Source organism: Hymenobacter ginkgonis (genome assembly GCF_009755225.1).
GTDB lineage: Bacteria > Bacteroidota > Bacteroidia > Cytophagales > Hymenobacteraceae > Hymenobacter > Hymenobacter ginkgonis.
Genome location: NZ_WQKZ01000001.1, coordinates 60308 through 73079 on the forward strand (window position 1 = coordinate 60308; position 12772 = coordinate 73079).

10 protein-coding genes and 2 tRNA genes are annotated in these 12772 nt (G+C 56.2%); 8 read left to right on the top strand and 4 right to left on the bottom strand.

Annotation, left to right across the window (positions count from 1 at the left end; genetic code table 11):
• Positions 1–18: 18 nt before the first annotated feature.
• Positions 19–2640 carry an ATP-dependent Clp protease ATP-binding subunit gene (locus GO988_RS00235; RefSeq protein WP_157561535.1) on the bottom strand — a complete coding sequence of 874 codons (2622 nt, stop codon included), beginning with the start codon at positions 2638–2640 and terminating at the stop codon, positions 19–21.
• Between the two features lie 221 nt (positions 2641–2861).
• A complete protein-coding gene (locus tag GO988_RS00240; protein ID WP_157561536.1) occupies positions 2862–3494 on the bottom strand; it encodes a WbqC family protein in 633 nt (210 codons plus the stop codon).
• A gap of 100 nt (positions 3495–3594) precedes the next feature.
• Here GO988_RS00240 and GO988_RS00245 point away from each other — a divergent pair, with 100 nt between their 5' ends.
• Together GO988_RS00245 and GO988_RS00250 are read left to right on the top strand one after the other, a co-directional pair.
• Positions 3595–4464 (top strand): hypothetical protein, encoded by an 870-nt coding sequence (locus GO988_RS00245; RefSeq protein WP_157561537.1) that lies wholly within the window; start codon positions 3595–3597, stop codon positions 4462–4464.
• Complete coding sequence (locus GO988_RS00250; RefSeq protein WP_157561538.1) at positions 4461–5372, top strand: lysophospholipid acyltransferase family protein; 912 nt, start codon at positions 4461–4463, stop codon at positions 5370–5372. The genes GO988_RS00245 and GO988_RS00250 overlap by 4 nt, the downstream gene beginning before the upstream one ends.
• Positions 5373–5494: 122 nt before the next feature.
• On the opposite strand, the gene GO988_RS00255 is transcribed toward GO988_RS00250, so the two are convergent.
• Positions 5495–6127: an L-threonylcarbamoyladenylate synthase gene (locus GO988_RS00255; protein ID WP_157561539.1), complete on the bottom strand. Its 633-nt coding sequence runs from the start codon at positions 6125–6127 to the stop codon at positions 5495–5497.
• Between the two features lie 230 nt (positions 6128–6357).
• Between GO988_RS00255 and mltG the strand changes: the two genes are divergently transcribed.
• The 5 genes from mltG to GO988_RS00280 all read left to right on the top strand — a co-directional run bounded on the left by mltG (position 6358) and on the right by GO988_RS00280 (position 9511).
• Positions 6358–7461, top strand: coding sequence for an endolytic transglycosylase MltG (gene mltG / locus GO988_RS00260; RefSeq protein WP_157561540.1), 1104 nt, complete (start codon positions 6358–6360; stop codon positions 7459–7461).
• A gap of 70 nt (positions 7462–7531) precedes the next feature.
• Complete coding sequence (locus tag GO988_RS00265; RefSeq protein ID WP_157561541.1) at positions 7532–8020, top strand: acyl-CoA thioesterase; 489 nt, start codon at positions 7532–7534, stop codon at positions 8018–8020.
• 170 nt (positions 8021–8190) lie between these two features.
• Entirely contained in the window at positions 8191–9159 is a 969-nt protein-coding gene (locus GO988_RS00270; protein ID WP_157561542.1) for a YihY/virulence factor BrkB family protein, read from the top strand.
• Between the two features lie 106 nt (positions 9160–9265).
• A tRNA-Ser gene (locus tag GO988_RS00275) sits at positions 9266–9352 on the top strand.
• A 74-nt stretch (positions 9353–9426) separates the two neighbouring features.
• A tRNA-Ser gene (locus GO988_RS00280) sits at positions 9427–9511 on the top strand.
• Between the two features lie 287 nt (positions 9512–9798).
• On the opposite strand, the gene GO988_RS00285 is transcribed toward GO988_RS00280, so the two are convergent.
• Positions 9799–9975: a hypothetical protein gene (locus GO988_RS00285; protein WP_157561543.1), complete on the bottom strand. Its 177-nt coding sequence runs from the start codon at positions 9973–9975 to the stop codon at positions 9799–9801.
• A 1807-nt stretch (positions 9976–11782) separates the two neighbouring features.
• On the opposite strand from GO988_RS00285, the gene GO988_RS23990 reads away from it, so the two are divergent.
• Positions 11783–12736: a helix-turn-helix transcriptional regulator gene (locus tag GO988_RS23990; protein ID WP_232341323.1), complete on the top strand. Its 954-nt coding sequence runs from the start codon at positions 11783–11785 to the stop codon at positions 12734–12736.
• Positions 12737–12772: the final 36 nt, after the last annotated feature.

Below are 12772 nucleotides of genomic sequence, written 5' to 3' on the forward strand. Positions count from 1 at the left end.
TTTAACTTACTGCTTTACTTATTTCGTCTCGCCGTTTTCGGGCTCGGTAGGAGCCTCGGCTGGCCGCTCATCGCTGGCCAGGTTAGGCGCCTCATCGCTCTTGGCGATGCTGAAGCTGAGCTCTTCCTTGCCATCCTCATAGTCGGCGGTGATAATATCACCGTGCAATAGCTGGGCTTTCAGGATTTCCTCGGCAATCGGGTCTTCGATGTACTTCTGGATGGCCCGGTTCAGCGGACGTGCGCCAAACTTAGGGTCGTAGCCTTTATCAGCCACAAAATCCTTCGCTTTCTCTGTCAACTCGACGCGGTAGCCGAGGGTCAGGATGCGGCTGAGCAATTTACTGAGGCTGATATCGATAATCTTGTGGATATCTTTCTTCTCCAGCGAGTTGAAGACAATTACATCATCCAAGCGGTTGAGGAACTCGGGCGAGAAGGTCTTCTTCAGGGCATTGGTAATTGTGCCCTTCGTTAGCTCGTCCATGTTCTCGTTGCGAGCCTTCGTGCCGAAGCCGATGCCAGCACCGAAGTCCTGCAAGTCACGCGCCCCGATGTTCGAGGTCATGATGATGATGGTGTTGCGGAAGTCCACCTTGCGGCCGAGGCCGTCGGTCAGGATACCGTCGTCGAGCACTTGCAGCAGCAAGTTGTACACGTCGGGGTGAGCCTTCTCAATCTCGTCGAGCAGGATAACCGAGTACGGCTTGCGGCGGATTTTTTCCGTCAGCTGGCCGCCCTCTTCATAGCCTACGTAGCCGGGAGGCGCGCCGACCAGGCGCGATACGCTGAATTTCTCCATGTACTCCGACATATCAACGCGCACCAGCGAGTCTTCCTTATCGAAGAGGTAAGTAGCGAGCACCTTAGCTAGCTCCGTCTTACCCACGCCCGTTGGGCCGAGGAATACGAACGAACCAATCGGCTTTTTGGGGTCTTTCAAGCCCACGCGGGTACGCTGAATGGCTTTCACCAACTGCGCAATCGCTTTGTCCTGGCCAATTACTTTGCCTTTCAGCTCGTCGCCCATGTTGAGCAGCTTCTGGCTTTCGTTCTGGGCCACGCGGTTCACCGGGATACCAGTCATCATGGCGATTACCTCAGCCACGTTTTCCTCTTTCACCGTGTAGCGCTTCTTCTTAGTCTCGTCTTCCCAGCTTTTCTTAGCCGAGTCGAGTTGCTCCAGAAGTTTCTTTTCCGTATCGCGGAGCTTAGCAGCTTCCTCGTACTTCTGCGATTTTACCACGCGGTTTTTCTCGGTTTTGATATTCTCAATCTGCTCTTCGAGCTTGAGAATATCCTCCGGCACCACGATGTTGTTGATGTGCACGCGGGCACCAGCTTCGTCGAGGATGTCGATGGCTTTGTCTGGCAGGAAGCGGTCGCTCATGTAGCGGTCGCTCAGCTTCACGCACTGCTCAATGGCCTTATCGGTGTACACCACGTGGTGGTGGTCCTGATACTTGTCCTTGATGTTGTGCAGAATCTCGATGGTTTCCTCGGGGGTAGTGGGGTCCACCATCACCATTTGGAAACGACGGGCCAAAGCACCATCTTTTTCGATATATTGGCGATACTCATCCAGCGTGGTAGCGCCGATGCATTGAATTTCGCCGCGAGCCAAGGCGGGTTTGAACATGTTGCTAGCATCTAGCGAGCCCGAAGCCCCACCAGCGCCCACAATCGTGTGCAACTCGTCGATGAACAGAATCACATCGGGCGACTTTTCCAGCTCGTTCATCACGGCCTTCATACGCTCCTCAAACTGGCCACGGTATTTTGTACCAGCTACTAGCGACGCCAAGTCCAGGGTTACTACGCGCTTGTTGAACAGTACGCGGCTTACTTTCTTCTGAATGATGCGCAGGGCCAGGCCCTCAGCGATAGCCGTTTTACCAACGCCCGGCTCACCAATCAAAATAGGGTTATTCTTCTTGCGGCGGCTCAGTACCTGGGCCACGCGCTCAATCTCTTTTTCGCGGCCCACGATGGGGTCAAGCTTATCCTCTTCGGCCAGCTTCGTTAAGTCGCGGCCAAAGTTATCGAGCACCGGAGTGCGCGATTTTTCCCCAGCCTTCTTGGCGGTGCCAGCATTGCCAGCGCCCTGCCCGCGGCCGGGGCCGCCTTGGCCCTGGCCAAAGAGGCGGTCATCATCGTCGTCAGCCTCCGGACCGGCTTTGGGGCCAGTCGTGTTGGGAGCCGCGCCGTGGTAGTCGAGCGAGTCGCGCACGGTTTCGTAATTCACGTTGAACTTGGAAAGGATTTGAGAAGAAATATTGTCCTCATCGCGCAAAATCGAGAGGAGCAAGTGCTCAGTGCCAATGATTTCCGATTTGAAAATCTTGGCTTCGAGGTACGTAATTTTTAGCACCTTCTCGGTCTGCTTAGTCAGCGGAATCGAGCCGGTGATGCTGGTGCCCTGGGTCGAGGCCGTGTTGCGGGTAGCTTGCTCGAGGGCAAACTTTAGCTCCTCGGTAGCTACCCCCAGCTTTTTAAGCAGGCCCAGCGCAGTGCCTTCGCCTTCGCGAATCATGCCCAGCAGCAGGTGCTCGGTACCGATATAGTCGTGGCCGAGCCGGATGGCCTCCTCCCGGCTCAAGGAAATAACCTCCTTGACGCGGTTTGAAAATTTAGCTTCCATGCAAGCAAGATAAAAATAAAGCGCAGATATTGGTTCTACTAGGATAGGAACGAATAGTTGCGTTACGCGGATACGTAGTGGAGTGGTGGATAGAAGAAAAACAAGCTCCTGCAGACGAAGGTTCTATAAGATACTTAGGTTAATGGCAAATAGGTGATTAAGTTGGCAAATACAGTAGAAGTTTTTTTAAAGCCAACCTAACTCGCTAACCTGCGCAGTACTTACAAAAACTGCCCGGCGGCGGGCCCTTGCATAAACAGCAAATCCAGCACGCTAAGACCCGGTACAAATGCAAGGCCAAACACTTGCGGGTACGGTCGTTGCGACGTACTGTCAGGTAAGGGGGTAGGGGAGACGTTTTTGGGTGTCAGGAAGTCGCGTCGGTCGTGCAGCGTGGGCCGGGTAGCTACCTCGGCGGGGGCAAGGTAGCTAGTAGTAAAATCGAGGGGTAGGGGCCAGCGCAGGCAGCGCAATAATAACTGCAAAAAGGCCAGATTCAATTCCCAGAGCCGTGCCGGTTTTTGGGCGTAAATATCTTGCAAGTAATCGGCGTAGTAGCCAAAGTAGGGCGAGGCTCCGTAGGCGGTTTGCAGAGTGCGAAAATGGCGGTGCCGCCAGTTTTGGCGGTAGTCAATTTCAATGGCACTAGTTTGGACTTTTTCGGCGCGGGCTCCGTCTAGCACAGGCACCGTGAGTGGCTGCAAGCCTTGCGCCGTGAGCACCAGCGCCCGGTTGCGGTAGGTTTGCTTGTGGTAGTGCTCGTGGGCATCAAGCAGCAGCCCATCGGCGGTTAATAATTGCTGAAAAAAAGGAATGGACGGCAGGTAGTGCAACTCGGATAAGACAACGGACATGGCCGCAAGGTAAAACGGTAGCCACGGAGTGCCACCCACCCGACCAGTAGCGCTGGCACGGGATTGGCCCTGGCCCCGACGTACCGCTTATTTTTGCCTCATGCGTTTTTTGCTTTTCTCCCTGGCGCTGGCCAGTGCTACCCCCGCCGCGGCTGGCCCGCCCCAACTGCTGCTGCGCGTAGCCAGCTTCCGCAACCTCGACCAGGTGCAGAAGGGCGGTGAGGTCGAAATATCCGTGACGGTGCCTACCCAGCCACTTACCTACCGGCAGCGGGCGCCGAAGTCGTTTCAGTCGTCGGCCGTGGTCGATTTATCCATTCTGAAGGCCGACGGTACCGCCGCTTGGCAAGAAACCGTGACGCTCAAGCCACCGGTGCTCAGCGACACTACTATCAGCATCAAAAATCCGCTCAGCTTTCTCAAGCGCGTGAACCTGCCCGATGGTACCTATACGCTGCGCGGCCGCATCCGCGACCAATACCGTAGTGCCAACGGCGAAACTACTGTGGAGCAGCCGCTGGTAGTGGCTGCGCCTAAAGGCGCAGCATTCAGCGACTTGGTGTTTTTGGCTAAGCCGGCCGTCAAGACCACCGGCGAAGGCGTATTCAACCGCGGCGGCTACTTGCTCACGCGCTCACCGGCTGGCTTTTACGGCCGCGGGGCCGACAACGTATTTTTCTACACGGAGCTCAATCAACTACCCGCCGGCCGGCCGGTGCGCCTGCATTACCACCTAGCTGCCGCCGATGGCAGCGCCGCCGATGCCGATGCGGCGCCCATTACGCCGCAAGAAGGCCGTCCTACCCCCGTGGTAGGTCAGTTGCCACTAGGGCCGTTGCCGGCCGGGCCGTTCACGCTCACGGTGGAAGCACGCGATGCCGCTACCAAAAAAGTGGTAGCCACCCAAAGCCAAACCGGCGAGCGCAGCCTCACCGACTACGCGCCCGCTGGCGCAGCCGTACCTCGATGAGGGCGCCCGCCGCCCGGCCCTTTGCCTGGTACTTCTTCCCGTTGCAGTGGCTGCTGCTGGGGCTGGCGCACCTGCCGCTGGCGGTGCTCTACGTGGTGGCGGAGGGCATTTATGGCCTACTAGCCTACGTAGTGCGCTACCGCTGGCAGGTGGTGCTCGAAAACTTGCGTCAGTCATTTCCGGAAAAAAGCGAAGCTGAAATTCACGCCATTGGTCGGCAGTTTTACCGGCATTTTGCGCAAGTCATTGTCGAAATTTTGCGACTGGCCGCTATCTCACCCGCCGAGTTGCAGCGCCGCGTGCGCTTCGTGAATCCCGAATTAATGACGCAGCCCTTCGCCGAAAACCGGCAAGTGCTTTCGCTGGGTTCGCACCGCGGCAACTGGGAGTGGATACTGTCGGGCGCAGCGCTGGAGTTTCCGGGCAGGGCAGCGGGCGTGTATAAGCCGCTCAACAACAAGTTCTTCGAGCATTTTATGCGCCGGCTGCGCACTCGCTTGGGGGCCGAGGCTGTACCCATGCTCAGTACGTTGCGCTACTTATTAAAGCACAAGGGCGAGGGCCGTACGCTTAGCCTGCTCACCGACCAGGCCGCCGGCCCCGAGGACCGCCCGTACTGGACTGACTTTTTACACCAAGACGCCGGCTTCTATACCAGCGCCGACCGGCTGGCGCCGCAGTTTGGCTGCGCGGTGCTCTACGTGGGCATTCGGCGGGTGCGGCGCGGCTACTACGAAATCACCTTTACCCGGCTGCCTGACGGCCAACTGGCTACCCCCCCCGGCACTACCGAAGCCGAGCGCTACCCCATCACGGAGGCATTTATCCGGCAGTTAGAGGCCGACATTCGGGCTACGCCCGAGCAATACCTCTGGACGCACCGCCGCTGGAAGCACAAGCGTAATTAGAACAAGAACGTCCTGCGGAACGCAGGGAAGTATTTCTACCTCGCCAGTGGATTACTAACTCCAAAGACGCAGCAGAAATGCTTCCCTGCGTTACGCAGGACGTTCTCACAGTATAATAACTGCTACAAAAACTGCTCGATGTCGCCGAGACCTTGGCGCACCAACTCAAAATCGTCGTTGGTGCAGTCGATGATGGTGCTCGGCTCGTTGCCGCCGAAACCACCGTCGATAACGAGGTCGACGAGCGAACGGTATTTCTCAAAAATCAGGTCGGGGTCGGTTACGTACTCTTCAAGCGTTTCTTCGCTCTCGCGCACCGATGTGCTCACGATGGGCGTGCCAAATTCCTTCACAATCTGGCGCACTATCTGATTATCAGGCACCCGGATGCCCACCGTACTGCGCTTCACGCCGCCGTAGCGCGGGGCGTTGGGGCTAGCCTCGAAGATGAAGGTAAAGGGGCCGGGTAGGGCACGCTTAATCACCTTAAATACGGGCGTGGTGATGCCGTGCGCATAGTCGGAGATGTGCGATAAGTCGTGGCAAATAAAGCTCAGATTAGCTTTTTCGGGTTTCAAACCTTTGATTCGACAAAGCTTCTCAACAGCTTTCGCATTGTTGATATCGCAGCCAATCCCATAAACCGTATCGGTGGGGTAAATAATAAGCCCACCTTTGCGCAGTACCTCAACTACTTGAAGAATACGATTTTGGGGCGGATTATCGGGGTGGATGCGGAGCAGGGTAGCAGCCATGGAACAAAAAGACGGAAAAAAGAAGGAAACGAATAGCAAGCCCGGGCCGCCAGGCGCGGCCCAATACGGCGGGCAAGGTACTACCCAGCGCGGTTTTGAGGCGCCGCGGGCAGCCGCGGTAAGCAGCTACAAGCAAAAGTGCCGCCAGATGTTTGCCGCCGGCAGGGGGGTAGGGCGGGCGCACTCGCCAATGAGGGTTAATTTTGAGCAGTTTCTAGCCCAGCCACCCCATGCCTACCCCTGCCAAAAAGTCTGCCCTCGAATACAAAGCTGATTCTATTAAGCGCCGCAACCGCTTTGCCGCCGTGAGCATTACGCTAGGGCTCATCTTGGTGTGCTTCTCGTATTATTTTTTTCAGATATTTTACACCACCAATATTGATACCCGTGATAAGCCCGCGTTTGCCTACATCCATCGGGGCGACGACTGGCAGAAGGCCCTGGTAGCAGTAGAAGACGTGCGGGCTGAGGGCGAAAAAGTCGTTATCGACCCGCTCTCGCTGCACTTTGTGGGCAAACTCATGGGTTACAACAAACCCGGCGCTGTGAAGCCTGGTCGCTACGAGCTAAAAACCGGCATGACCAACCGTCAGGTAATCAACTTGTTGAAATCGGGCCGCCAAACGCCGCTCAAGCTCACCTTTACCAATGTGCGCCTGCGCCGCGAGTTGGCCACCAAGCTCAGCAAGCAAATTGATGCCAAGCCCCGGCAAATTGACTCGCTGCTCAGCAGCCCCAATTATACTAAAAGCCTGGGCTTCGACACCACTACGGTGCTCTCGATGTTTATTCCCAATACCTACGAGCTGTACTGGAATACTTCGGCCAAAAACCTTATGCAGCGCATGAAAACCGAGTATGAGAAATTCTGGACGCCCGAGCGCGACGCCGCCCGCGAAAAGCTGGGCCTCACCCGCGTGCAGGTGAGCACCCTGGCTAGCATCGTGGAGGCCGAGCAGCAGCAGCATGCTGACGAGCGCCCCCGCATTGCGGGCGTGTACCTCAATCGCCTCAAGCGCGGCATGAAGCTGCAGGCCGACCCTACCGTGGTGTACGCCAACGGCGATTTCAGCATCAAACGCGTGCTCAATGTGCACCTGCAAAAAGACTCGCCTTACAATACGTATAAGTACGCCGGCCTACCCCCCGGTCCCATCGACCTGCCCAGCATTGCCAGCATCAACGCCGTGCTGCACCCCGAGCAGAACGATTACCTGTATTTCTGCGCCAAGGAGGATTTTAGCGGCTACCACGCCTTCGCCACCAACGAGCAGCAACACCTCGTGAATGCCCGCCGCTACCAAGCCGCCCTCAGCCGGGCGGGGATTATGTAATTTGCTAATAAACAGTAGCTATAGGACGTTCTGCTGAGCTTGCGAAGCAGGACGTCCTTAGATTTAAAATATGTACCAAGCCGACATCCAAATCCGCGTGCGCTACGCCGAAACCGACCAAATGGGCTACGTCTATCATGGTAACTACGCAGCGTATTTTGAGGTGGCCCGCACCGAGTCGTTTCGGCAATTGGGCATTCGCTACAAAGACCTCGAAGGGCAGGGGGTAGGGATGCCGGTGGGCGAGCTGCAAACGCGCTTTCGCCGTCCTGCTCGTTACGACGACTTGCTGACTATCAAGGTGATGTTGCGCGAGCTGGCCGAAGGCTCGCGGGTGAAATTCGAGTACGAAATTCGCAACGAAGCCGACGAGCTACTTACCGAAGGCTACACGCTAATGGTATTTGTGAGCACCGCCAACGGCCGCCCCGTCCCCATTCCCGCCAGCGTGCGCGAAAAACTGGCCCCGTATTTCTCGGTGGAAGAAGATGGCAGCCCCCTGGGCGCGGGCCGCCCTACCCCCGGTGAGGCGCCTGCCCCCGCTGCCTTTGGCAAATAGCGGAACAAACAATCAAAAATGAGCGTCATGCCCATCTAAGGCTAGGCTGGGCGGCCAACACATCTCAGGGGGTAGCGACCTTAAGCAGTGCGGGTTGCTGCTGCCCGCGAGCTGCTTCGACTAGCCTAGTACAGCGCCCCTTATTATTGCGTAGGTTTTAATTTCTATTCATGCTCGCTCCTCCTGCTCGCCGCCGCGCCGTGCTGCCCGATGTGCGCCGCCATCGTGCCTACCGCACGCTCATGGCGTGGGGCAAGCGCCAGCGGCTGCGGGGGGGTAGGATTTCGCTCTACGATGTGGGCGAGCGCGTGCTGCACGAATTGCGCCTCGACTCTTTGGAAAAGCGGGCCGCCTACATGGCCTTCAACCTGACGCTGGCCCTATTTCCGACCATTATTTTCCTGTTCACGCTCATCCCGTACATCCCGGTGCCCAACCTGGACGTGGATATCCTGCAGTTTCTGGCCGACATCATGCCGCACGAGCTGTACGCGGCTACGGCAGGCACCATCGAGGACATTGTGCGCATTCCGCACGGCGGCTTGTTGTCGTTTGGTTTTGGTACGGCGCTGGTGCTATCCAGCAACGGCATCATGGCGCTACTCGACGCGTTTGAGAAGAAATACCCCTGGTTTAAGCACCGCGGGTATTTTCATAAGCGCGCCATTGCCACCGGGTTAACTTTTGTATTGGCACTGCTGCTGGTGATTGCCATTGCGGGTATCTTCTTCGGTACCTTCATCATCGATGCGCTGGTATTCTACGAAATTGTGCCCGAAAGCTCCACCGAATTTATGATTGCGGTGCTGCGCTACGGCTCGCTCATCGGGCTATTTCTCACCACCACTTGCGTCATTTACTACTTCGTGCCGCCGGTGCACGACAAGTGGCCCTTTGTGTCGGTCGGGGCAATGGTAGCTACGCTGCTCATCTTTTTGGTGTCGTTTCTGTTCACGCTCTACGTGCGCATCTTCAACTCTTACAACCACTTCTACGGCTCCATTGGGGCACTGGTGGGCTTCATGGTATGGCTAGAGTTTGTGTGCATGACGCTCATCATCGGCTTCGAGGTGAATGTGAGTATGGACGCCGCTACGGGCCGCTTTGGCTTGCCCGAGAAAGAAAAATTGAGGGATTGATTTTGAGCACAGTAGCCACAATTTTGAGAAAAAAACGGGCGAATGCTAGCTAGCAACTAGCATCCTTGCCTACTTTTGCAGCCCAAACCACTCGTTTGGAACCTTTAGAGAGGTGGCAGAGTGGTCGAATGCGACGGTTTCGAAAACCGTTATACCGGCAACGGTATCGGGGGTTCGAATCCCCCCCTCTCTACGAAATGGTGAAATAGTAAATTAACGAAGTAGCTTCCACGCTTCGATAATCTGCCGTTTTACCATTTCATTTTTAGAGAAGTGGCAGAGTGGTCGATTGCGGCGGTCTTGAAAACCGCTGACTGTAACAGGTCCGGGGGTTCGAATCCCTCCTTCTCTGCTAAAAAGCCCGTTTCCAAGCTGGAAACGGGCTTTTTATTTTTGTGGGGTACGCTTTAGGGGACGACCTGTATTTTTATGCTGTTGATTCCTGATTTTTATAGTCTATAGTCTACTGTATCTATCGCATGGGTTATGTCAGAAGAACAGAAAGCAGCGACTAGCTATGTTGATTCGGAGACTCTTTATCTGCTGCGTAGCCGCACGCCCTAGACTTTCGGCAGCTGCCCCCCTCTGCGCATAATCCTCCAGAGGTACGCTACTGCGAAAGCTGCGCAGCACTACGGCCTAGCTCCGTTGTTCATCAATGCCCACCTCAACAAAGAACCCGCGGCCTTCATCGGCTAGGTGGTATAGATTCACTCCACCTTCGTCCTCCCAACGGTTAGCTAGGAAGGTGCTTTTGTCCAAAGCGAAATGCAACTGCACATCGGGCGATAGCAGGCGGAACATATAAAGCGTCATAGGTGCAAAGAAAAAGCCCCGGCCGGTTATGTCGGGGCTTTTTCGGAGGCGAGTGACCACCATTCTTTAAACTGCTCAGTGGTCACAATAAGTGAAGTCTGCGCTAAGCGGTCAATTGCCACCTGCCAATCATTTAAAACAGTGTAGCGCAGCAAATAACAATGGCCATACTGGAACCCCCCGAATCCATCAGAACCCATAAAAATGCAAATATGAGTTTTAAAATTTGGATGGTATTGCGAGAAATTAGCCATATATGACCTCACCTCATAGGCAATCTCTTTCCTAATTTATTTCTGAGTTAATTATGTTTATCTCGAAATTATTGCGAATTAAGCCATAAAAAAAGCCTCGACCTTACTGGCCGAGGCTTTTTTGTATAGAGAACGATGCCGACCTATGCCTGACTCCGTAATAGGCCACGGGAGCATGCCACCCCTGGCTAGCCGTGTGCGGTAGCAGCCAGGGCTAGTAGTGCCAGATGTGCAGATAGGCTGCACCCTAGGCTTATTTCCAATTAAGAATTAATAGGCAGTAGGCAGCTCCTACACTAAGTAGCCATAGCAGTAGTCGCAGGTGCTCGAGTGCCATGCTCAACTGCTCAGCCAGCCAGCGCATGACCTTATCGCCGACGGCCGTAGTGCTTACTCCGAAGAGGTTGCCCCCGGCTTGGCCCTCGCGGTGGTTGAACCAACTGCGGCTGGTGTATAGGGCTGGGCCGAAGAGCAGGGCGCGATAGAGATGCTTCGAAAAGCAGTAACCCGCTCCTAGAGTAGAGGGATGCGAGGATAGGACACCATAAGCTGCTCCTAGCATGCGTAGCGGTCTGATTGGTGGCTTCTAGATAAAGTGCTGTACATTAGTGTGCTTGCACCTCACTCATTTCTTTGTGATATTAAGACTTTACTTGCTTATTATCTACTTGTTAACAAGTATTTCATGCGTTGGAAAGCAGTCAATATCACCTATAAAAATCACTTCAGTTATTGATATAGTACAAGTGGATGCAATGCCGGACCGTGGGTATTCATTAAAAAGGTGAGGTCCGACACTACCCTGGTCTTTCAAAAAGCCGACTCGCTGCGGCCAGCACAGGCCCGCCGCTACTGGCTGAAGTTAGCTGTGCGCAACTCGAGCCGCTACGCCCAGGCTGCCCAGCTCACGGTACTACCCGACCTCGATAACACGCTCATTTACTTCGACGAGGATGCCCGGGCCTGGCGCACTCGGCGGGCGGGCGTGGCAGTACCCACTGACAGCCAGCGGCTAAAGGGGTTACTGCCGCTGTGGTTGCCAGGACACGCCACCACCACATTTTATGTGTTAGTAAACCTAGGCCAGCAGGCGCCCCTGCCGTCCGCCGTCCGCCTGCTGGTGAGCCTGGAAACAGCAGTGGCCGCCCAGAAGCTGCATTTTTTTTGCAGCATCGCATGGGCCGTGTCGCTGGCCGTGCTGGAGCTACTGCTGCTTACCAACCTGCTAGCTTACTTCCGCTTTCGCGACCGCATCACGCTGTATTATCTCTGCACGCAGGTGGGGGCCATGCTGTACGTTACGGCGTACCGGGGCTTTTTTAAGGTGCTGTGGCCAAGCCCAATTTTTAGCCTGCTGTTGCCGCCCGCTGGCACCAGCCATGCCTACACCCTTAGCAACGTGCTGATGCACCTAAGCGTGGTGCTCATGCTCGGGGGCTTTGTGCAGATGACCCGCAGCTACCTCACCACCCCGGCGCGCCTGCCGCGCTTCGACGCTGCGCTACGCGCTACGGGCCTATATCGGGCTCACGGTAGGGGCAGCGCTACTCAACGTGAGTGGCTTTTACCTAGAAAGCTATACCCTGCGTCACGACAACCTGCTGGTGTTAGGCGTGATGGGGCTGCTGCTGGCCACGGTGGTGGCGGCCTATCGGCAACAGCTGCCACTGGCCCGCATCTACTTGCTGGCCAATGCGCTGCCGATGGTCTTCATTCTCTTAGTGGCCCTGTATCACGTAGTACTCAGCTTCGACAACAACGGCAATTTGCTACTGCCCGATCTGGCCATCGTTTCCTACGCGCTAGGCTTTTCGGCCGCCATCAGCGTGCGCCTTCAGCTTTTGCAGCAAACCCTGCTCACCAAAGAACGGGAAGCCGACTACCTGGCCCTCGATATCCGGCAAAAAGAGTTGCGTCACCGCGAAATCGTGCTCAAGAACAGCCACATCCAAACTGCGCTGCTGGAGATGCAGCGGCGGCAGCAGGCCCGCGACGAGCACGCCCAGCAGTTGAGCAAGGACCACCAGCAGCAGCAAGCCACCAACCACGACTTGCAGCAGCAGCTCGAAGCCAACCAGCGCGAACTGGCCTCTACCTCGCTTTACGTGCAGCAAAAAAACGCTCTGCTAGCCGACCTCAAGCAGCAGTTGCAAGAGCTGCACCCGCCGGGCCCGTCCGGACGGGCCCCGGAGCTAGCCGGCGTGCAATCGCTGCTGCAAGCCAGCCAGTACCTCGATGAGGACTGGGGGCGCTTCAAGCTGCACTTCGAGCAGGTGCACCCGCGTTTTTTTGAGGAGCTGCAGGCCCGCTACCCGGCCCTGACCAGCCACGAGCAGCGGCTGTATTGCTACTTCCACATTCAACTCGCCACCAAGGAAATTGCGGCCCTGCTCAACATCGACCCGGCCAGCGTGCGCCGGGCCAAAACCCGGCTCTACAAGAAAATCGGGGCCGCTGACGAGGCCGCCCGCCGCCCTGCCCCCGCCCCGGAAATGGCTGGGGAGTAGCCGCTGGGGCGGCTTGGACAGCGAAACCATACAAGA